This is a genomic window from Helcobacillus sp. ACRRO, assembly GCF_022347125.1.
Lineage (GTDB): Bacteria > Actinomycetota > Actinomycetes > Actinomycetales > Dermabacteraceae > Helcobacillus > Helcobacillus massiliensis.
In genome coordinates, this window is the sequence record NZ_JAKRNG010000007.1 from 37,943 (window position 1) to 59,801 (window position 21,859).

Below are 21,859 nucleotides of genomic sequence, written 5' to 3' on the forward strand. Positions count from 1 at the left end.
ATGACCGGATCGAGCCGAGCCGGTCAGATCGAGCCGAGCTCCAGGCGGTACAGGCCGTAGTTGTAGGCATCGAACAGCGCCTCCCAGGAGGCTTCGATCATGTTCGGCCCCACGCCCACGGTCGTGAACGTCTCCCCCGGGATCGCGGTGGTGACCAGCACACGCGTGATCGCCGACGCGCCCACCTCGGAGTCGAGGATGCGGACCTTGAAGTCCTGCAGCTCGAACGTCAGGACCTGCGGGTAGCTGCGCGACAGCGCCGTGCGCAGCGCCGAGTCCAGCGCATGCACCGGACCGTTGCCCTCAGCGATCGTCACCTCGCGCCCGAAGCGGCCATCGCCCTTCAGCTTCACCGTCGCCTCGGACTCCACGGAGCCGTCGCGGAACTGGTGGCTCGTGGCCCGCCACGACTCCACCTGCGCGTACGACGGAGCGCCGCGCATCTCATCCATCAGCAGCATCGCAAACGACGCATCGGCCGCCTCATAGCTGTACCCGGCCGCCTCCCGCTGCTTCACAGTGCGGGCCAGGCGCGCCAGCAGATCCTTGCTGCCGGCGAGGTCGAAGCCGAGCTCCCGGCCCTTCAGCTCGATCGAGGCGCGTCCCGCCATATCGGAGATGATCATCCGCATGTCATTGCCGATGTGGCGCGGATCGATGTGCTGATACAGATCCGGGTCCACCCGGATCGCCGAGGCGTGCAGACCGGCCTTATGGGCGAACGCGCTCGACCCGGTGTACGGTGCGCGCGGCTGAGTCGGCATATTCGCAATCTCACCGATCGCGTGGGCGATGCGGGTCGCGTCCTCCAGCGCGGCCGCCGGCACGATGTCGCGCTTCATCTTCAACTGTAGGTTCGCCACCACGGAGATGAGATCAGCGTTGCCGGTGCGCTCACCGTAGCCGTTGATGCAGCCCTGCACGTGCATCGCGCCTCCGCGCACCAGCTCAAGGGAGTTGGCGATCGCGCAACCGGTGTCGTTGTGCATGTGAGCGCCCAGCTGCGGGTCCCGGATCCCGTCGGCCTCCAGACGGTCCCGCAGCTCCGCGTGGATCTCGGTGACCCGGTGGGGCAGCATCCCGCCGTTGGTGTCGCACAGCACCACCACGGCGGCGCCCGCCCGCAGCGCCGCCGCCACCACGCGGGTGGCGTAGTCGGGGTCGCAGTCGAAGCCGTCGAAGAAGTGCTCCGCATCCACGAAGACCTCGCGGCCCGCCTCCCGCAGATGGCCGACGGTGTCCGTCACCATCGCCAGGTTCTCCTCCGGCGTGGTGCGCAGAGCGTCGGTGACGTGGCGGATATCCGACTTCGCGACGATCGTGATCGTCCCGGCGCCGGAGTCCAGCAGCGCCTGCACCTGCTCGTCATCCTCCACAGCGGTGTCCGCGCGGCGGGTCGCGCCGAACGCCGCCAGCCGGGCGTGACGCAGCCGCAGCTCCCTCTCGGCGCGCTGGAAGAACTCGGTGTCGCGCGGAATCGCGCCCGGCCAGCCGCCTTCGATGTAGGTGACGCCGAGCTCGTCGAGCAGACGGGCGACCCGCAGCTTGTCCTGCACCGACAGGCTGAGGCCCTCCTGCTGGGAGCCGTCGCGCAGGGTCGTGTCGTAGATGTGGAAGGCAGTCATGGGTGCATCATACGAGTCGGTGCATCCATCCTCGGTCGTCAGCAATGCGGCCGTACTGCAGGTCCGTCAGGATGCGACGCAGCGCCATCGTGGTCTCGCCCGATCCGCCGTCGCCGATGGTCCACTCCCCCTGTTCGGAGGCGAGCTTCCCGATCGGGTTGATGACCGCGGCGGTGCCGGCGGCGAACATCTCCAGCACCTCACCGGAGGCGATGTCCTCAGCGAGCCGATGGATGTCGATGCGCTCCTCCACGGGGGTGAGGCCGTGGTCGGGAGCCAGCTCCAGGATCGAATCGCGGGTCACGCCGGGCAGGATCGAGCCGGTGAGCTGCGGGGTGACGAGGCGGCCGTCGCTGTGGAGCACGAACACGTTCATACCGGACAGTTCGTCGATGAAGGTGTGGGTCTCGGAGTCGAGGAACATCACCTCGTCAGCGCCCTGGCTCACAGCGGAGTTCTTCCCCTCCAGCGAGGAGGCGTAGTTGCCGCCGCACTTCGCGAAGCCGGTGCCGCCTCGGCCGGCCCGGGCGTAGTCCGGGGAGATCCACACCGTCAGCGGCTGCACGCCGCGCGGGAAGTAGTCACCGGCGGGTGAGGCGATCGTGTAGAAGTCCACAGTGTGGGAGGCGCGCACACCCAGGAAGTTCTCGTTCGCGAACATGAACGGACGCAGGTACAGCGACTTCTCCCCACCGCGGGGCACCCACGGCTCATCGGCCTGCACCACGGCTTCAAGGCTGGCGATGAAGTCCGCGGTGGACAGCGGCGGCAGGGCCAGGCGCTCAGCGGACCGCTGGAAGCGCAGGGCGTTCATATCGGGGCGGAAGGTCCATACGGAGCCGTCGGCGTGACGGAACGCCTTGAGGCCCTCGAAGATCTCCTGCGCGTAGTGCAGCACGGCACTGGCCGGCTCGATGTTCAGCGGCCCGTAGGGCAGCACCTCGCCGCTGCTCCAGCCCTCGCCGACCGTCCAGCGCTGATGCGCCATGTAGTCGGTGAAGTGGTTGCCGAAGCCGGGTGCAGCGAGGATCTCGGCGCGGCGCTCGTCACTGGTGCGGCGCGGCGCTGTGGGCGGTGTGTAGGTCATGGCGGGCTCCCTGGTGCGGGGCGGGCAGCAGAGGCGATTGCTGCCTGCGGAACGGATGGTGTCAGGCGCGGACTGCGGCGGCGATCGCGTCGCCCACGTCGGTGGTGGAGCGCGTGCCGGGCGCGGTGGCGGCGAGGTCGGCGTGCACAGCGGAGCGGATGCGCTCGGCGGCGTCCGTCAGGCCCCGGCTGTCCAGCAGCAGGGCAGCGGAGAGGATCGCCGCGGTCGGGTCCGCGATGCCCTGCCCGGCGATGTCCGGGGCGGAGCCGTGCACCGGTTCGAACATCGAGGGGAAGTCACCGGACGGATTGAGGTTGCCGGAGGCGGACAGTCCGATGCCGCCGGAGATCGCGCCCGCGAGGTCGGTGATGATGTCGCCGAAGAGGTTGTCGGTGACGATGACGTCGAACCGGGACGGGGAGTCCACCAGGTGGATCATCATGGCGTCGATGTGCTTGTAGTCGACCTCGACCTCGGGGTACTCGGCACCGACCTCGTCGGTGATGCGCCGCCACAGGTGCCCGGCGTGCACCAGCACGTTGTGCTTGTGCACCAGCGTGAGGCGCTTGCGGCGCGCCTGCGCCTGCTCGAACGCGTAGCGGACCACGCGCTCCACACCGAGGGCCGTGTTGAGCGACACTTCGGTCGCAACCTCGTCGGCCGTGCCTTCGCGCATCGTGCCGCCGTTGCCGACGTACATCCCTTCGGTGCCCTCGCGGACCACCAGGAAGTCCACCTCGCCCGGATCGGCGAGCGGGGAGGGAACGTTCGGCAGCAGCACGGTGGGTCGCAGGTTCACGTAGTGCTGGAAGGCGAAGCGCAGGCGCAGCAGCAGGCCCCGCTCCAGGACGCCGGAGGGGACGGAGGGGTCGCCGACGGCGCCCAGCAGGATCGCATCGTGCTGGGCGAGGGCCTCCATGTCCTCGTCGGGGAGGGCCTCGCCGGTGGCGTGCCAGCGGCGAGCACCGAGGTCGTACTCCTCGGTGGTGAGCTGGACGTCGGTGCCCTCGAGCGCGGCCTGCAGGACCTTGAGCGCTTCGGGGATCACCTCCTGGCCGATGCCGTCGCCGGGGATGACTGCGAGGTTGAGCGAGGACATGGAGCCTCTTTCTGTTCCGAGGATGAGTGGGTCAGTAGGAGACGTTGACCGCAGCTGCGCGGGTGGCGTCGATGGAGCTCTGGACGGTGGCGGCGAGCTCGCCGGTGGCGGGCCGATCCAGGTTGAGGGCGACCAGGGCCTCACTGCCGGAGTCGGCTTCGCGGGACACCTGCATGCCGGCGATGTTGCTGCCGGCGCCGCCCAGCACCGCACCGATCTGGCCGACGATGCCCGGGCGGTCCCGGTAGGTGATGACGAGCATGTGATCGCTCAGCGGCACATCCAGCTGGTGGCCGTTGATGCCGACCAGCTTGTGCTCCTGCGTCTTGGAGGCGAGGGTGCCGACCACCGAGACGATGCGGCCGCTGGAGAGGGTGCCTCGCAGCTCGATCTCGTTGCGGAAGCGCTCCGAGTGGGTGTCGGTGACGAGCTCCACGTCGATGTCGCGCTGCTCGGCGAGGACCGGGGCGTTCACGTAGGACACGGTCTGGTCCACGATCGGGCGGAACACGCCGCGCAGGGCGGACAGCTTCACCGCGGAGACGTCCTTCTCGGCGATCTCGCCGCGCACGATGACCTTGAGCTTCGAGGGCGAGTAGTCGGCGAGGGCGGTGAACACCTGGCCCATGCGGTCGGCGAGGGCGATGCCGGGGCGCACGGACTTCGCGATCTCGCCGCCCGAGACGTTCACGGCATCCGGCACCAGCTCACCGGCCAGGGCAAGCCGCACCGACTTCGCGACCGCCACGCCGGCGCGCTCCTGCGCCTCATCGGTGGAGGCGCCGAGGTGGGGCGTAAGGGTGACGTTCGGCAGGGTGAGCAGGCGGCTGGCGCTCTCGGAGGCCGACGGGGGCTCAGCAGAGAACACATCCAGACCTGCTGAGCGGATCTGACCGGTGGTGAGGGCGTCGTAGAGCGCGTCCTCGTCGATGAGGCCGCCGCGGGCGGCGTTGACGACATGGAGGCTGGGCTTGGCAACGGCGAACTGGTCGGCGCCGATCATGCCGGTCGTCTCGGGTGTCTTCGGCATGTGGATGGTGAGGATGTCGGCGCGGCGCATCAGCTCCTCGAGGGTCACGGAGGTGACGGAGAATTCGGCGGCGCGGGCCTTGGAGACGTAGGGGTCGTAGCAGAGCAGCTCGACGCCGAAGGGCTGCAGGCGCTCGGCGACGAGCTGGCCGATGCGGCCGAAGCCGACGATGCCGACGGTCTTCTCGAACAGTTCGAGACCGGTGAGCTGCTTGCGCTCCCAGCGACCGTCCTTCGTGGAGGCGCTGGCTTCGGCGATGTGCCGCAGTCCCGCGAGCATGTGGGCGATGGCCAGTTCGGCGGCGGAGACGGTGTTGGAGGTGGGGGCGTTGATCACCATGACGCCGGCCGAGGTGGCGGCGTCCACGTCCACGTTGTCCAGGCCCACGCCGGCACGCGCGACGGCCTTGAGCTTGGGGGCGTGCTGGAACACTTCCGTGTCCACGGTGGTGGCGGAGCGGACCAGCAGGGCGTCGACGTCGGAGACGGCGTCCAGGAGGGCCACGCGGTCGGTGCCGTCCACGGTGCGGACGTCGACGCCGTCGCCGAGGGCGGCGCGGGTGGCGGGTGAGAGCTCTTCGGCGATCAGAACGACGGGATTCGTCACGGTGGGTGCCTCCGATGGGGTGGAAGGGGTGATCCGTGATCGATCCTAGGAGCCGGCCGTCTCACGCCGTCTCAGCATTCAGCATGTGGACCGTTCAGAGAGCGGACCCCTCATCGAACGACAGCGATGCGATGATCCCCTCCACCAGTTCCTCGAGCCGTTCCGCCGTGGGGGCGATCACGTCGATCCAGAACTGGTCCTTCGGTGTGGCGACCAGGATCACCGCCAGCGGCGTGGAGCCCAGCGAGGACGCGGCCGCGGAGGTGCTCGCTGCAGCGACGACGTAGTCGGCGCCGGGGACGTCGACGCGCGCTGCGGCGTCCACATGCATGACCGGCACCGGTCCCGTCGACGGGAGGCAGAACTGCATCACCTGGACCGTTTCGTCGCCGACCCGGGCTCCGACACTGGTGTCCAGCGCCTCGGCACCGTCGGCGAACGCGGGCGGCACCTTCAGACTGAGACCGGCGTGGGTGATCGCCGTCCAGTCCGCCGGCACCGAGCCGACCCCGGGGTGCTGCGGCACCGCGTCCGCGTCCTTGACGTGCACCATCGTGCCGCTCTGCAGAGTTGCTCCCACAAGCGCCTGAGCATCGGAGGCGCCGTAGCTCAGTCCGACCGTGCGCATCAGCAGTTTCGTAGTGCCGTCCGACAGGACGATCGGGTAGTACCCCACCGCGGCGGCCTCCACCAGAGGCATTTCGGACACCTGAATGCCGGCTGCGCGCACAGCTGCGCCGGAGGCTCCGATGTGGAAGCGGATCTCGTTCGGCGAGTACGGCTCCGGTTCGGCGTCGAGCTGGTCCAGGAATCCTTCGCCGCCCTCGGGACCTCCGTTCAGGCCCACGCTCTGGAAGATCTCGTCGAGGGCGTGGGGGTCAGCCGTTTCACCGATCGCCGCAATGATCTCCGGACTGGCCTCCGTGTGCCTCTCGTTGGTCTTCTCGAACGCCACCGGGGAGTCGAGGACAGTGCGCACCGAAGCGGTGAGGAGCTTGCCGGGGAGCGCGTCGTCTCCGAACGGCGGCTTCCCGTTCTGCCTGCGCTCGGTGAGCGACGGCTGGGTGATGGGCGAATCCTTCGCGAACTGCGGGGCCCGCCAGCTGCCGAAGCGGTCGGTGCGCGAGGTGGAGCTCGGTGACAGCTTCGCTACCGCGTCGAGTGCCGCGAGGTCGAGGTCGACAGTGTCGAGATCGGCGATGCGGCCCCATCCGTCGAACGGCTGCCGGGGCGTCGGTGAGGCGCTGGGGCTCTGCGGGGACGGGGAGGACCCGTCGGCCGACGGGGTCTGCGGATCACCGCTGCTCCGGCTGGCGATGACCCCGCATCCGGACAGTCCGGCGGCGACGGCGGTGGGAACGCTGACAGCGGTGGCGGTGCGCAGGAGCGCGCGACGGCTCGTGGTGACCATGGCCACAACAATAGGCGAAAGCCGCCCGCCCCGGAGGGCGGACGGCTTCCAGCGGAGGCGAGGGCCGGAATCAGCGGGCTGCGGAGCCCTCGGTGTAGTCGGAGTCGAGCTGGTTGGCGTTCCAGGAGAACATGCCGCGCAGCTCCTTGCCGACGCCCTCGATCGGGTGGGCGGCTTCCTTCTCGCGCAGTTCGGCGAACTCCTTCGCACCGCCGTCCTGGTCGTCGATGAAGCGCTTGGCGAAGTCCCCGTTCTGGATGTCCTCGAGCACGGCCTTCATGTTCTTCTTGACGTTCTCATCGACCACGCGGGGGCCGGAGACGTAGTCGCCGAACTCAGCGGTGTCCGAGATGGACCAGCGCTGCTTGGAGATGCCGCCCTCGACCATGAGGTCCACGATGAGCTTGAGCTCGTGCAGCACCTCGAAGTAGGCGATCTCGGGCTGGTAGCCGGCCTCGGTGAGGGTCTCGAAGCCCGCCTGCACGAGGTGGCTCATGCCGCCGCAGAGAACAGCCTGCTCGCCGAAGAGGTCGGTCTCGGTCTCCTCGGTGAAGGTGGTCCGGATGCCTCCGGCGCGCAGACCGCCGATGCCCTTCGCGTAGGACAGGGCGATGTCCCAGGCGCTGCCGGATTCGTCGTGCTCAACAGCGACGATGACGGGGACGCCGCGGCCGGCTTCGTACTCGCGGCGCACGGTGTGGCCCGGGCCCTTCGGGGCGACCATGGCCACGTCCACGCCCTTGGGCGCTTCGATGTAGTTGTAGCGGATGTTGAAGCCGTGGGCGAAGAGGAGGACGTCGCCGTCCTTCAGGTTGTCCTTGATCGACTCGGCGAACACGGTGCGCTGGTGCTGGTCCGGGGTGAGGATCATGATGACGTCGGCCCACTGGGCGACCTCGTCGACGGTGCCGACGGTCAGGCCCTGCTCCTCGGCCTTGGCGCGGGACTTCGAGCCCTCCTTCAGGCCGATGCGGACGTCGACGCCGGAGTCGCGCAGGTTGAGGGCGTGGGCGTGGCCCTGGGAGCCGAAGCCGATCACGGCGACCTTGCGGCCCTGGATGATGCTGAGATCCGCATTGTCGTCGTAGAACATATCTGCCATGGGAGGAACTCCTTCAGGTTGGTGGGTGGTGCCAGTCTAGAGCCGGCGTCTTAGTCTGTGGTCAGGGGTCTTGCAGTCTGGGATCACAGGCCCTTGAGGGCCCGATCCGTCATCGACTTGCCGCCGCGGCCGATCGCCACCGCACCGGACTTCACGATCTCCCGGATGCCGAAGGGCTCCAGCATGCCCAGCAGCGCGGCGATCTTGTCCGCAGTGCCGGTGGCTTCGATCGTCACGGCGTCCGGCGCGGCATCCACCACCTTCGCGCGGAACATCTGCATGATCTCCAGGATCGAGGTGCGCGAATCGTTGTCCGCCTTCACCTTGATGAGCACGATCTCGCGGGACACCGACTGGCGCGGGTCCAGCTGGATGATCTTGATGACGTTGACCAGCTTGTTCAGCTGCTTGGTGATCTGCTCGAGCGGCTGCTGGTCAACGTTCACCACAACGGTGATCCGAGAGATGTTCGGATACTCCGTCGGCCCCACCGCGAGCGAGGAGATGTTGTAGCCGCGGCGGGAGAAGAGCGCGGAGACGCGGGCGAGCACACCGGGGCGGTCCTCCACGAGCACTGACAGCGTGTGCGCGTTCTCGGGGTTCACTGTGAGAGTCATGGCTCAGATTTCCCTTTCCCACTCGGGGGTCATGCCCTTGGCGATCTGGATCTCGTCGTTGGAAACGCCCGCGGGCACCATCGGCCACACCATCGCGTCCGCGCTGACGGTGAAGTCGATGACCACCGGTCGGTCGTTGATCTCCATCGCCGCGCGGATCGTGTCGTCGATGTCCTCATCGCGCTCGCAGCGCAGGCCCGCACAGCCGTAGGCGTCCGCCATCTTCACGAAGTCCGGGATCCGGCGAGTGCCGTGACCGGTGTTGAGGTCCGTGTGCGAGTAGCGCTGGTTGTAGAACAGGTTCTGCCACTGGCGCACCATGCCGAGGGAGGAGTTGTTGATGATCGCGACCTTGATCGGGATCTCATTGATCACGCAGGTGGCGAGCTCCTGGTTGGTCATCTGGAAGCAGCCGTCGCCGTCGATCGCCCACACCGGCATGTCCGGGCGACCCACCTTGGCGCCCATGGCGGCGGGCACCGAATAGCCCATGGTGCCCAGGCCCCCGGAGTTCAGCCAGGTGTACGGGTTCTCGAAGTCGATGAACTGCGCGGACCACATCTGGTGCTGCCCCACACCGGAGGCGTAGATCGAGTCCGGCCCGGAGATCGCTGAGATGCGGGAGATCACCTTCTGCGGCGCCGTGTAGCCGTCGGCGGTCTGGGTCCACCCCAGCGGGTAGGTCTCGCGCAGGTTCTCCAGCACCGACCACCAGGCTTCGTAGTCGCGCGGGTCGTCCTCCTCGAGGGCGGCGCGCAGTTCCTTCAGCATGCCGACGGCGACCTCGGCGGCCTCGCCCACGATCGGCACATCCGCTTCGCGGTTCTTGGAGATCTCCGCGGGGTCCACATCGGCGTGGATGATCTTCGCGCCGGGCGCGAACGAGTCGAGACGTCCGGTCACGCGGTCGTCGAAGCGGGCGCCGATGGCGATGATCAGGTCAGCGCGCTGCAGCGCAGACACGGCGGAGACGCTGCCGTGCATGCCGGGCATGCCCAGGTGCCCGGGGTGGGAATCGGGCAGGGCGCCGCGGGCCATCAGCGTGGTGACGAACGGGATGGCGGATTCGTCCACCAGTTCGCGCACCTCCTTGGTCGCGCGGCCGCGCAGCACACCGCCGCCGAGGAGGAACACGGGGCGGCGCGCCGTCAGCATCAGCTCAACGGCTTCGCGCAGGCGCTTGGGGTGCGGGCGCGGCGGCAGGCGGTAGCCGAGCAGGCCCACCTCCTCGGGCCACTCGAACGTGGTCTGCGCCTGCTGCGCATCCTTGGTGATGTCCACGAGCACCACGCCGGGGCGGCCGGTGGAGGCGATGTGGAACGCCTTCTTGATGGTCATGGGGATCTCGTCGGCATCGGAGACGAGGAAGTTGTGCTTGGTGACCGGCATCGTCATGCCGACGATGTCCGCCTCCTGGAAGGCGTCGGTGCCGATGAAGGAGGAGCCCACCTGGCCGGTGATGACCACCATGGGGATGGAGTCCATCTGAGCGTCCGCAATGGCGGTGATGAGGTTGGTGGCGCCGGGCCCGGAGGTCGCGATCGCCACGCCCACCTTGCCAGTGGCGTGCGCGTAGCCGCTGGCGGCGTGGCCCGCGCCCTGCTCGTGGCGCACGAGGATGTGCCGCAGCTTCTTCGCATCCATCAGCGGATCGTAGGCGGGCAGGATCGCACCGCCCGGCAGGCCGAAGACGACTTCGGCTCCCGCATGCTCCAGGGACAGGATCAGCGACTCGGCCCCCGTCACGGTGTTCCCAGTCATCGGGCCTCCTCCAGTTTCAGGCTCGTGCAATGAAAAACCCCTCGGCCCGAGGGCTTCGAGGGGTGCGCGGCATCAGAGTGATGTGACCGAGGGGCGTCAGCCGCGCACGGGTACAGCAAGAAGAATGATGCTCTGCATGACGAACATCATACGTGAGGCGCCCCCTCCCCCACGTGCGGTCCGCATCCTGAGATCTCGTCCCGGACAGCGGCCAGTGGGAGCGGGGGCGCCTGATGAGCGGGAGCTCATCGGGTCGACAGAACCCGTCGGCCGATCAGTCCAGGCGGCGGCGCGTGGCCCCGTAGGTCGCCGAGCGGACCAGGTGTGCGTACACCTTGAGCGCCTGGCTGACCTCGCGGTCCCGGCCGACGGGGCGCCACGGAAGCTCCCCGCGCGCCTCGCGGCGACGCTGCAGCTCCTCATCGGACACCTCCAGCCGGAGCTGGCGGGTGTCCACGTCGATCACGATCCGGTCGCCGTCCTCCACCAGACCGATCACGCCGCCCTCCGCCGCCTCCGGGGAGATGTGGCCGATGGAGATGCCGGACGTGCCGCCGGAGAAGCGGCCATCAGTGATGAGCGCGCAGGTGCGGCCGAGGCCGCGGCCCTTCAGGAATGAGGTCGGGTACAGCATCTCCTGCATGCCCGGTCCGCCCTGCGGACCCTCGTAGCGGATCACCACGACATCGCCGTCCACGATCTTCTTCGAGAGGATCTTCTCGATCGCCTGCTCCTGCGAATCGCACACCACGGCGCGGCCCTCGAAGTGGAACAGCTCCTCATCGATGCCGGCGGTCTTGATGACGGCTCCTTCGGCGGCGAGGTTGCCGGTGAGCACGCAGAGCCCGCCGTCCTTGGTGTGGGCGTGCGGCACGGAGCGGATCACGCCGTTCTCGGCATCGGTGTCCAGCTCCTTCCACAGGTTCGTGGAGGAGAACGCCTGGGTGGTGCGGACCCCGCCCGGGGCGGCCCGGAACAGCTGGAGCGCCTCCTCCGGCGGGTCCTGCCCGCGGATGTCCCAGCGGTCCAGCCACGTGCGCAGATCCGGCGAGTGGACACTGGTGACGCTGTGGTCGAGCAGTCCGGCGCGGTCGAGCTCGCCGAGGATGGCGGGGATGCCGCCGGCACGGTGGATGTCCTCCATGTGGGCGGTGCCGTTGGGCGCTACCTTCGTCAGGCACGGCACGTTGCGCGAAAGGCGGTCGATGTCCTCGAGGTCGAAGTCGATCCCTCCCTCGATCGCAGCGGCGAGGATGTGCAGCACGGTGTTGGTGGAGCCGCCCATGGCGACGTCCATGCTCATGGCGTTGGTGAACGCCGCCTTGTTCGCGATGCTGCGCGGGAGGGCGGACTCATCGTCCTGCTCGTACCAGCGGCGGGTCAGCTCCATGATCTGCGTGCCCGCGTCCAGGAACAGGTTCCGGCGCAGGGCGTGGGTGGCGAGGGTGGAGCCGTTGCCCGGCAGGGACAGGCCCAGCACCTCGGTCAGGCAGTTCATCGAGTTGGCGGTGAACATGCCGGAGCAGGAGCCGCAGGTGGGGCAGGCGCTTTCCTCGATCTCCGCGAGCTGCGCGTCGGTGATGGCCTCATTCGCGGACAGGGCGATCGCATCGACCAGATCGGTGCGGTGCTCCACCGCGCCGTCCACGGGTTTGCCGGACTCCATCGGTCCGCCGGAGACGAAGATCACGGGGATGTTGAGCCGCATCGCGGCCATCAGCATGCCCGGGGTGATCTTGTCGCAGTTGGAGATGCAGACCAGGGCATCGGCGCAGTGCGCGTTGACCATGTACTCTACGGAGTCGGCGATGACATCACGGCTCGGCAGGGAGTAGAGCATGCCTCCATGGCCCATGGCGATGCCGTCATCCACCGCGATGGTGTTGAACTCCTTGGAGACGCCGCCGGCCTCCTTGATCGCGGAGGCGACGAGATCGCCCATGTTCTTCAGGTGGACGTGGCCGGGCACGAACTGCGTGTACGAGTTCGCGATCGCGATGATGGGCTTGCCGAAGTCACCGGACTCCATGCCGGTGGCACGCCAGAGGGCGCGGGCTCCGGCCATGTTGCGGCCGTGGGTCGAGGTTCGTGAACGCAGATGAGGCATGGCCCCAAGACTACCGGGCGTTCGCGATTCGGAACAGTCGTCCCACACCGCGGACGCCCGGGGGCTCCCCGTCGGCCGCAGGTCAGTCCCGCTCCTGCGCCTGCGTGCTCGGGTAGTCCGGATCCGCGGCGAGGCGCTCCTGCACCGCGTCGAGCATCTGCTGTTCCCGATCCTCTTCGGCAGCCGCGGCAGCGATCTGCTCCTGGGACGGATCGTGATCGCCCATGCCGACCGCGAGCTCCGGATCCACCTGCTCGATCGCACCGGTGGTGACCTTCACGCGGTGACGGAGGATCTCCAGACGCAGCACCTTGGACAGCAGGTAGATGCCCAGCAGGTTCGGCACCGTCATGAGGAAGAACAGGGAGTCGGAGAAGCTGATCACGGACTCCAGGGAGATCGCGGAGCCCACCACAACGGCGAGGATCCACACCACCTGGAAGGCGCGCACCACCCAGGCGCGGTTGCCGACGATGAAGGTGACCGCGAGCTGGCCGTAGTAGTAGTAGCTCAGCACCGTGGAGAACGCGAACAGGATCACGGCGACGGTGAGGACGTACGGGAACCAGGAGGCGACGGTCGCGAACGCCTGCGAGGTGAGGACGATGCCGTCGGAGTCCGCGTCACCGTGCTCGTACACGCCGGTGACGGTGATCGCGAGCGCGGTCAGGGTGCAGATGATGACGGAGTCGACCAGCGGCTCCCACATGGCGGTGAAGCCCTCGGTAGCGGGGTGCTTCGTCTTCGAGGCGGAGTGCGCCATGGCGGCGGAGCCTACGCCGGCGGCGTTGGAGAACAGGGCTCGCTGAATGCCGGCGACGGCGACGCCGACCGCACCGCCGGCCACGCCCTCCGGTGAGAACGCGCCGGTGACGATGCGCAGGAAGGCATCGGGCACATGGGTGATGTTGGCGATGAGGACGGCGAGGACGCAGATCAGGTACACCAGCGCCATCAGCGGGGTGATCTTGGAGGTCCACCGGCCGATCGACTTGATGCCGCCGATGATGACGAGCGCTGCCAGGGCGGCCATGACCACGCCGACGACCCAGCGGTTGTCATTGAGGAAGTCCGACCCGGTCTGGTCGGCGAGGATGATCGCCGCCTGGTTGGACTGGAACAGGTTGCCGGCACCGAACACACCGATGGCGGCGAACAGGGCGTACATGAACGCGAGGACGCGGCCGGACTTCGGCATGCCGATCTCCGCCAGGCCGTGCTTGAGGTAGTACATGGGGCCGCCGGAGGTGGTGCCGTCCTCAGCGACCTCGCGGTACTTCACGCCGAGGGTAGCCTCGGCCATCTTCACACTCATGGCGAGGAAGCCGAACAGCACGATCCACAGAGCGGCCCCGGGCCCGCCGATGGAGATCGCGACGGCGACACCGGCGATGTTGCCGAGGCCCACGGTGCCGGACAGCTCCGTGGCGAGCGCCTGGAAGGAGGACACCTCTCCCGGGTCGGTCTTCTTGGTGAACCGACCGCGGATCACCTGGAGGGAGTGGCCGAGGCCGGTGATCGGCTGGAAGCGCAGCCACACCGTGAGGAAGAGGGCAGCGGCGATCAACCAGAGGACGATGATCGGCACTTCGACCCCCGCGACGACGGGAGCGTAGAATACGATGGAGGACAGTCCGTCCGCGAACGGTTTGAACGTGTCCTCAAGGAACTGGTCGATCGAGCCTGCAGCCACAGAATCTCCTGGTTCAAGCGGTTGGGAAGTTGGGACCGCAATCGATCTTTGCGTGTGAACTCGTCCACTTCAACACCAGAGGGTGCGGATGGATGAACGACACGTTGCGCCACGGTGACCGGATGAACAGTGATATCCGCTCCACCGACGGGTTCAGGCCACCTGGCTGACGCAGGCCCGCCAGCAGGGTGGTCGGTCACATGCAACGGGCCCGCTCACCGGAATCGGTGAGCGGGCCCGTCGGCCTGGACGCGCGGATCGGCTCAGCACCCCGCGCGTAGCAGGTCAGCCGGCGACGCCGAGCTTCTCCATGATGATCTGGCGGACGCGGCCGGCATCGGCCTGACCCCGGGTCGCCTTCATGACGGGGCCCATGAGGGCGCCGATGGCCTGCACCTTGCCGCCCTTGATCTTCTCGACCACATCGGGATTATCGGCGATGGCGGCGTCGACCGCGTCGGTGAGCACGGAGTCGTCGGAGACGACCGCGAGGCCCTTGTCCTCCACGATCTGCGCGGGCGAGCCGTCGCCGTCGGCCTCGACGATGACGCCGAGGACCTGACGGCCGATCTTGTCGTTGATCTTCTTCTCGTCGATCAGACCGATCAGCTCCGCCACCTGGGCGCTGGACACGCCGAGCTCGTCGAGCTCCACGCCCTTGTCCTTGGCGTAGCGGGCCAGCTCGCCCATCCACCACTTGCGGGCCGCCTGCGGCTTCGCACCGGCGTCCACCGTCTCCTGGATGAGGTCCAGGGCGCCGGCGTTGATGACGTCGCGCATCTCGAAGTCGCTGAAGCCCCACTCGCCGATGAGTCGGCGACGGCGCGCCGCCGGCAGCTCCGGCAGCGTGGAGCGCAGCTGCTCCACCCAGTCGCGGCTCGGCGCCACGGGCACGAGGTCCGGCTCCGGGAAGTACCGGTAGTCCTCGGCGTCGGTCTTCACACGTCCGGGGCTGGTCTCGCCGGTCTCGTCGTGGAAGTGGCGTGTCTCCTGCACCACGTCCATTCCGGCGTCGAGGACACCGGCCTGGCGGCAGATCTCGAAGCGGACGGCGCGGTCGATGGCGCGGAAGGAGTTGACGTTCTTCGTCTCGGTGCGGGTGCCGAGCGGGGCGTCCGCATCGGCGCGCAGCGACACGTTGATGTCCGCGCGGACGTTGCCGCGCTCCATCCGCGCCTCGGAGACGTCCAGAGCGCGGAAGATGTCCCGCAGGGTGCGCACGTACGCAGCGGCGACCTCGGGGGCGCGCTCGCCGACGTTCGGGATCGGGCGGGTGACGATCTCCACCAGGGGCACTCCGGCGCGGTTGTAGTCCACCTGGGAGTGGGTGGCGCCCTGGATGCGGCCGGTGGACCCACCGATGTGGGTGTTCTTGCCGGCGTCCTCCTCCATGTGGGCGCGTTCGATCTCCACGCGGACGATCTCGCCGTCCTCCAGTTCGACGTCGACCCAGCCGTCGAAGGCGATGGGCTCGTCGTACTGCGAGGTCTGGAAGTTCTTCGTCAGGTCCGGGTAGAAGTACTGCTTGCGGGCGAAGCGGCAGGACTCGGCGATCTCGCAGTTGAGGGCGAGGCCGATCCGGATCGCGTACTCCACAGCCTTCTCATTGACCACCGGCAGGGTGCCGGGCAGGCCGAGGGACACCTCGGTGATGGCGGTGTTGGGTTCGGCGGCGAACACGTTCGGTGCGCCGTCGAACATCTTGGTGGCGGTGCCGAGCTCCACGTGGACCTCGATGCCGAGCACCGGGTCGTAGGTCTTCACGGCGTCGTCGAAGTCCAGCGGCTGCACATCGAGGTACTCGCGGACCTTGTTCGCGCTGACGGGCTGAGCGCTCATCGGGCGCCTCCTTCCAGGGCCGGGGCCTGAGCGAGGATCGGACCGCCCCACTTATGCTCGAGCAGCGCTTCGAGTGCGCCGCCGACGCGGTACAGGCGGTCATCGCCCAGGGCGGGGGCGAGGAACTGGATGCCGGCGGGCAGGCCGTCCTCGGCGAGACCGCTGGGCAGGGACATGCCGGGCACGCCCGCGAGGTTGGCGGGAATGGTGGCGATGTCGTTGAGGTACATCGTCATCGGGTTGTCCACTTTCTGTCCCAGCGGGAACGCCACGGTGGGGGCGGTGGGCGAGGCGAGGACGTCGACCTTCTCGTAGGCGGCGGCGAAGTCGCGCTGCACGAGGGTGCGGACCTTCTGGGCGCTGCCGTAGTAGGCGTCGTAGTAGCCGGAGCTGAGGGCGTAGGTGCCCAGCAGGATGCGGCGCTTCACCTCGGCGCCGAAGCCCTCACCGCGGGTGGCGGCCATGACGCGCTCAGCGGTCGGGTTGTCCTCGGGGATGACCCGCAGGCCGAAGCGCATGCCGTCGAACTTCGCGAGGTTGGAGCTCGCCTCCGACGGCATGATCAGGTAGTACGCACCGAGGGCGTACTCGAAGTTCGGGCAGGAGACGCGCACGATCTCAGCGCCGGCCTCCTCCAGCAGGGCGAGGGACTCCTCGAAGCGGGCGCGCACCAGCGGGTCGAAGTCGTCGTGCTCGAGCTGTTCGATGACGCCGACGCACAGGCCCTTGACGTCCTTCGAGCGGGCGGCGGCGACGAAGTCGCCGAAGCCGTCCCTGATGGAGGTGGAGTCCTTCGGGTCGTAGCCGCCGATGACGTCGTGCAGCAGCGCCGCGTCCTCCACGGTGCGGGTGCAGGGCCCGGCCTGGTCCAGTGAGCTGGCCATGGCGATGAGGCCGTAGCGGGACACGGAGCCGTAGGTGGGCTTCACGCCGACGGTGCCGGTGACGGAGGCGGGCTGGCGGATGGAGCCGCCGGTGTCGGTGCCGATCGCGAGCGGGGCTTCGAAGCCGGCGACGGCGGCGGAAGAGCCGCCGCCGGAGCCGCCCGGGATGCGGTCCAGGTTCCACGGGTTGCGGGTGATGCCGTAGGCGCTGGTCTCGGTGGAGGAGCCCATCGCGAACTCGTCCATGTTGGTCTTGCCGAGGATCGGCAGGCGCGCCTGCTTGAGGTGGGTGACAAGGGTGGCGTCGTACGGCGGCACCCAGCCCTCGAGCATCGTGGAGCCCGCGGTGGTCTGAACACCGCGGGTGACGGCGATGTCCTTGACGGCGACGGGCACACCGGCGAGCGGCGCCAGCTGCTTCCCGGCGGCGCGGGCGGAGTCGACGGCGTTGGCGGTGGCGCGGGCGTCATCAGCGGTGACGGTGATGAAGGCGTTGAGGTCGGAGTCGACCGCCTCGATGCGCTCGAGGTGGGCGTCGGTGAGTTCGCGGGCGCTGAACTCGCCGGCGGCGAGGCCGGCGGCCATCTCAGCAGCGGACTTGCGGATCAGATCGGTCATCTCACTCCTCCCCCAGGATCTGCGGAACGACGAAGCGTCCGTCGGCCGCCTCGGGGGCGCCCGCGAGCGCCTCCTCCTGGGTCAGCGTCCGGGTGACCTCATCGGCGCGGAACACGTTGGTCATCGCAATGGGGTGGCTGGTGGCGGGGACGTCGTCGCTGGCGACCTCGCTGACCGATGCGACCGCGGTGAGGATCGCGTCGAACTCGCCCGCGAAACGGGTGAGCTCCTCATCGGTGAGCTGGATGCGAGCGAGAGACGCGAGGCGCGCGACTTCTTCACTACTCATTGTTGGCATGGGGCCCATTCTAGGCCCGTGGCCGCGCGCCTCGTCTCTCAGTCCTTGAGAGCTGCGGGGCCCTCTGAGAGGAGGCGCACGAACTGCGCTTCGTCGAGGATCCGCAGGCCCAGTTCTTCGGCCTTGTCGGCCTTGGATCCGGCGTTCTCGCCGACCACGACGAAGTGGGTTCGCTTGGAGACGGAGCCGGAGGCCTTGCCGCCGCGGCTGAGGATGGCGTCCTTGGCGCCGTCGCGGGTGAAGCCCTCCAGGGAGCCGGTGACCACCACGGTGATGCCCTCGAGGGTGCGCGGGGCGTCCTCGTCCTGTTCGTCCTCCATGGTGACGCCGGAGGCGGCCCAGGCGTCGACCAGGTCGGCGCGCCACTGATCGGCGAAGAAGGCGCGGACGGATTCGGCGACCACGGTGCCGACCCCGTCGGTGTCGGCGAGGCGGTCGACATCGGCGGTGCGGATCGCCTCCATGGAGCCGAACGCGGTGGCCAGGGAGCGGGCCGCCGTGGGGCCGACATGACGGATCGACAGCGCCACCAGAACACGCCAGAGCTCGGTGTCCTTCGCCTTCGCGAGCTCGTCGATCAGCTTCGTGGTGGTGGCCGACGGCTTCTCCTCCTTCACCCGGGTCTCGCCGGTGGACTTCAGGCGGGTGGTGGTGCGCTTGGTCCAGAACGCGCGGACCAGGCGCCAGTCGCCGGTCGGCTCGCCCTTCCTCCGCAGCGGCTGGTACACGAAGACGTCGCGGAGGTCGTCGGCGGTGAGGTCGAAGAGGTTGCCGCCGGTGCGGACCACGGGGGTCTGTTCGCCGGGGACGTCGTCGGCGTCGCGGATGCGGCCGGTCTCGGTGTCGAGGGCGTGGCCGGCGCGGACGGCGGCGATGGCTTCGTCGCGGCGCTGGTCGGGGTTGGTGAGGGCCAGGGCGCTCTCCTCCCCGAGTGCTTCGATGTCGAAGGCGCCGCGGCTGGCGGCGTGCGCGATGCGGCCGGTGACCTGAGCGGGGCAGTCCTTCTGGTTGGGGCAGCGCCAGTCCTTCTCCCCCTCGTTGGTGGGGGCGATGCGGGTGCCGCAGGAGGGGCAGTCGGCGGGCATCTCGAAGGCGCGCTCACTGCCGTCGCGGAGGCGCTCGACGGGGCCGAGGATCTCAGGGATCACGTCACCGGCCTTGCGCAGGATGATGGTGTCGCCGATGAGGACCCCTTTGCGCTCCACCTCGAACTGGTTGTGCAGGGTGGCCTTCTCCACGGTGGACCCGGCGACCTTGACGGGTTCCATCACGCCGAACGGGGTGACGCGGCCGGTGCGGCCCACCTGCACCTGGATGTCCAGGAGCTTCGTGGTGACCTCTTCGGGCGGGTACTTGTAGGCGATGGCCCAGCGGGGGGCGCGGGAGGTGGAGCCGAGGGCGCGCTGGTGGGCGAAGTCGTCGACTTTGATGACGATGCCGTCGATCTCGTGCTCGAGGTCGTGGCGCTTATCGCCGAACTCATCGATGTACTCGCGCACCTCGGCGAGGGAGTGCAGAACGCGGGAGTGGGGGCTGGTGGGCAGGCCCCAGGAGGCGAGCAGCTCGTACGTCTCGGACTGGCTCGTGGGGTACTCGCCGCCTTCGTGGGCGCCGATGCCGTGGACGTAGACCTCGAGGGCGCGGGACGCGGTGACGGCGGCGTCCTTCTGCCGCAGCGAGCCGGCGGCGGTGTTGCGGGGGTTGGCGTATTCGGCGAGCCCGTCGGCGCGGCGCTGCTCGTTGAGCTTCTCGAACTCGGCGGTCGGGTAGAACACTTCGCCGCGCACTTCGAGGATCTGGGGTGGATGCTCGGTGGTCAGGCGCTGCGGGACGGAGGCGATGGTGCGGACGTTCGCGGTGACGTCCTCGCCGATGCGGCCGTCGCCGCGGGTGACGCCGCGGATCAGTTCGCCGTTCTCGTAGACGAGGGAGACGGCGAGGCCGTCGATCTTCAGTTCGGTGAGGAACGCGGGGGTGCCGGGCGCCTCCTTCTGGGTGCGTTCGGCCCATTCGTCGATCTCCTCGACGCTGAAGGCGTTGTCCAGGCTCATCATCCGCTGGATGTGCGGTGTGGGGGTGAAGCCGGCCGCGACGGCGCCGCCGACGGTCTCGGTGGGCGACTCCTCGCTCTTCAGCTCGGGGTTCTCCTCTTCGAGGGCCTTCAGCTCGCGTTCGAGCTCGTCGTACTGGGCGTCGGCCATGATCGGCTCGTCGTCCTCGTAGTACGCGGAGCGGGCTTCGGCGAGCTGGGCGCGCAGCTCATCGATGCGGGCCCGTGCTTCGAGATCAGTGGTCTCGCTCATGCGTCCTCCCCCTGGGCTGCGCGGCCGACGGGGACCACCCTGACCTGCTCAGCGCTGGTGCGGGCGGCCTGAAGGACCTCCATCGTGTGCAGGGCCTCCGCCACGGGGACTGGGCCCTCTCCCCCGCTGGTGATCGCGTCGGCGAACGCTTCGTACAGCTCGGTGACATCACCCTTCTGGCTGGGGATGGTCTCCGCCCGGCCCTCCCGGGTCTGCGGCTCACCGGCGTCCTCCCGCAGGCGCAGGGTGCCCCAGCGCGCCTTCTGCTCGAAGCCCCAGGCGTCGCGGTCGTGCTCGGGCCAGTGGCCGGCCTGCACCGCGTCGGCCTGCACGTCGGTGTAGTCCGAGATGTAGCAGCCCTCATCGGAGGTGAGGCGGAGGCGCCGCCCGACGATGCCGGACGCCTTGGTCGCCGACACCAGCGACTGGGCGCCGTTCTCGTGCTCGATCGCGATCGCGTGCGCCACGTCGGTGGGGCCCTGGTCGGTCGGGCGCATCTGCAGCTGGGCGTGGACGCTGGTGGCGGGGCCCAGCAGGTGCAGGGCGCAGTCGATGACGTGCGGGCCGAGGTCCAGCAGGACCCCGCCCTTCGAGGCGACGCGCTCGGGGGCGGAGAACCCCTGGTCGAGGGCGAACTCGAACCGGCGCACCTGGCCGAGTCGGCCCGACTGCATGAGGGCGCGGGCGGTGCGGATGTCGGTGTCGTACCGGCGGTTGTGGAACACGGTCAGCAGCACGCCGGCCTCCTCGGCGGCGCGCGCCATCTCCTGGGCGTCGGCGTAAGTGAGCGCGAACGGTTTGTCCACCACCACGTGCAGTCCCCGTCGGACCGCTTCCAGGGTGAGGTCGCGGTGGGTTGCGGGCGGGGTGGAGATGACGACGGCCTCGGCTCCGGCGGCCTGGACGCCGTCGAGGTCGGCCACGATCCGGGCCGACGGGTTCTCCGCGCGGGCCTGGGCGGCGCGTTCCGCGTTGGTGACCTGGACGGCGACGAGGTCGAGGTTCTGCGCGGCGCGGATGAAGGGGGCGTGGAAGACCCGGCCGCCGAGTCCGTACCCGATGAGTCCGATGCGTGCTGTCATGGTCCCCAGTCTGTCACCTCACTCGCGCGTACGCTGAGTCCATGACCTCGATCCCCGTCTTCCCACGCACCGGTGCGCAGCCGCCCGGCCCGGCCGAGAACATCTGGCTGCGCGCAGTGCACACCAACCCCAATCATGCCGCGGACTACTTCCAGCGGTGGCGGCGCCTCGCGGCGCAGGGGCAGGACATCCACGGGGAGGCGCGCATGATCGATGCGATGCTCGAGCGGGGCTCGTTCGTCATCGACGCGGGCTGCGGCACCGGCCGCACCGGGGGCTATCTCTTCGACGCCGGGCACCGCGTCATCGGTGTGGACCTCGATGAAACCCTCATCGCGGCGGCCAGGACGGACCATCCGGGGGCCGACTGGCGGGTGGGCAACCTCGCCGAGCTCGACCTGCGCGCCGCTGACGGGTCCCGCCTCATGGCCGATGTCATCGTCTCCGCCGGCAATGTGATGTCGTTCCTCGCAGCCGCGGAGCGCAGGCCCGCGCTGGTGGCGATCCGCGCTCACCTGTCGAGCACGTCGCGCTTCGTGGCGGGTTTCCAGACCCACCGCGGATGGTCCGCCGAGGACTTCATCGCCGATGCCGAACGCGCCGGGATGCGCCTTCAGCAGGCGTTCTCCTCCTGGCAGCTGGCGCCGTTCACCGGGGAGGACGGCTTCCTCGTCGCGGTGCTCGTGCGCGCCTGAGC

Annotated in this window: 16 protein-coding genes; 1 reads left to right on the top strand and 15 read right to left on the bottom strand. The window is 68.9% G+C overall.

The window, feature by feature from the left end; translation table 11 throughout:
- Positions 1-23: 23 nt before the first annotated feature.
- The 15 genes from cimA to MHY20_RS04070 all read right to left on the bottom strand — a co-directional run bounded on the left by cimA (position 24) and on the right by MHY20_RS04070 (position 21,162).
- Positions 24-1,625, bottom strand: coding sequence for a citramalate synthase (gene cimA / locus MHY20_RS04000; RefSeq protein ID WP_239374990.1), 1,602 nt, complete (start codon positions 1,623-1,625; stop codon positions 24-26).
- Positions 1,626-1,632: 7 nt separating this feature from the next.
- Complete coding sequence (locus MHY20_RS04005) at positions 1,633-2,712, bottom strand: branched-chain amino acid aminotransferase (protein WP_239374992.1); 1,080 nt, start codon at positions 2,710-2,712, stop codon at positions 1,633-1,635.
- 61 nt (positions 2,713-2,773) lie between these two features.
- Positions 2,774-3,811 carry a 3-isopropylmalate dehydrogenase gene (locus tag MHY20_RS04010; protein WP_183373989.1) on the bottom strand — a complete coding sequence of 346 codons (1,038 nt, stop codon included), beginning with the start codon at positions 3,809-3,811 and terminating at the stop codon, positions 2,774-2,776.
- Between the two features lie 31 nt (positions 3,812-3,842).
- The gene (gene serA, locus MHY20_RS04015; RefSeq protein WP_239374994.1) at positions 3,843-5,447 is read right to left on the bottom strand and encodes a phosphoglycerate dehydrogenase; all 1,605 of its coding nucleotides are present in this window, start codon (positions 5,445-5,447) and stop codon (positions 3,843-3,845) included.
- A gap of 94 nt (positions 5,448-5,541) precedes the next feature.
- Positions 5,542-6,858 carry a hypothetical protein gene (locus MHY20_RS04020; protein WP_239374996.1) on the bottom strand — a complete coding sequence of 439 codons (1,317 nt, stop codon included), beginning with the start codon at positions 6,856-6,858 and terminating at the stop codon, positions 5,542-5,544.
- A gap of 70 nt (positions 6,859-6,928) precedes the next feature.
- The gene (gene ilvC, locus MHY20_RS04025) at positions 6,929-7,960 is read right to left on the bottom strand and encodes a ketol-acid reductoisomerase (protein ID WP_239374998.1); all 1,032 of its coding nucleotides are present in this window, start codon (positions 7,958-7,960) and stop codon (positions 6,929-6,931) included.
- 83 nt (positions 7,961-8,043) lie between these two features.
- Positions 8,044-8,577, bottom strand: coding sequence for an acetolactate synthase small subunit (gene ilvN, locus MHY20_RS04030; protein WP_239374999.1), 534 nt, complete (start codon positions 8,575-8,577; stop codon positions 8,044-8,046).
- Between the two features lie 3 nt (positions 8,578-8,580).
- Positions 8,581-10,338, bottom strand: a complete 1,758-nt coding sequence (locus tag MHY20_RS04035) for an acetolactate synthase large subunit (RefSeq protein ID WP_183373973.1) — start codon at positions 10,336-10,338, stop codon at positions 8,581-8,583.
- Positions 10,339-10,612: 274 nt separating this feature from the next.
- A complete protein-coding gene (ilvD, locus tag MHY20_RS04040) occupies positions 10,613-12,445 on the bottom strand; it encodes a dihydroxy-acid dehydratase (RefSeq protein ID WP_239375001.1) in 1,833 nt (610 codons plus the stop codon).
- A gap of 82 nt (positions 12,446-12,527) precedes the next feature.
- Positions 12,528-14,138: an alanine/glycine:cation symporter family protein gene (locus MHY20_RS04045; protein WP_259947579.1), complete on the bottom strand. Its 1,611-nt coding sequence runs from the start codon at positions 14,136-14,138 to the stop codon at positions 12,528-12,530.
- 285 nt (positions 14,139-14,423) lie between these two features.
- Positions 14,424-15,977 (bottom strand): Asp-tRNA(Asn)/Glu-tRNA(Gln) amidotransferase subunit GatB, encoded by a 1,554-nt coding sequence (gene gatB, locus MHY20_RS04050; RefSeq protein ID WP_183373967.1) that lies wholly within the window; start codon positions 15,975-15,977, stop codon positions 14,424-14,426.
- Positions 15,974-17,479 (bottom strand): Asp-tRNA(Asn)/Glu-tRNA(Gln) amidotransferase subunit GatA, encoded by a 1,506-nt coding sequence (gene gatA, locus MHY20_RS04055; protein ID WP_239375003.1) that lies wholly within the window; start codon positions 17,477-17,479, stop codon positions 15,974-15,976. Before gatA ends, gatB begins: the two co-directional genes overlap by 4 nt.
- Before the next feature lies 1 nt (position 17,480).
- Positions 17,481-17,777 carry an Asp-tRNA(Asn)/Glu-tRNA(Gln) amidotransferase subunit GatC gene (gatC, locus tag MHY20_RS04060; protein ID WP_183373963.1) on the bottom strand — a complete coding sequence of 99 codons (297 nt, stop codon included), beginning with the start codon at positions 17,775-17,777 and terminating at the stop codon, positions 17,481-17,483.
- A 38-nt stretch (positions 17,778-17,815) separates the two neighbouring features.
- Positions 17,816-20,080 (bottom strand): NAD-dependent DNA ligase LigA, encoded by a 2,265-nt coding sequence (ligA, locus tag MHY20_RS04065; protein ID WP_183373961.1) that lies wholly within the window; start codon positions 20,078-20,080, stop codon positions 17,816-17,818.
- Positions 20,077-21,162 carry a Gfo/Idh/MocA family oxidoreductase gene (locus tag MHY20_RS04070; protein ID WP_183373959.1) on the bottom strand — a complete coding sequence of 362 codons (1,086 nt, stop codon included), beginning with the start codon at positions 21,160-21,162 and terminating at the stop codon, positions 20,077-20,079. The genes ligA and MHY20_RS04070 overlap by 4 nt, the downstream gene beginning before the upstream one ends.
- Before the next feature lie 41 nt (positions 21,163-21,203).
- On the opposite strand from MHY20_RS04070, the gene MHY20_RS04075 reads away from it, so the two are divergent.
- Complete coding sequence (locus tag MHY20_RS04075) at positions 21,204-21,857, top strand: class I SAM-dependent methyltransferase (RefSeq protein WP_239375005.1); 654 nt, start codon at positions 21,204-21,206, stop codon at positions 21,855-21,857.
- Positions 21,858-21,859 lie beyond the last annotated feature (2 nt).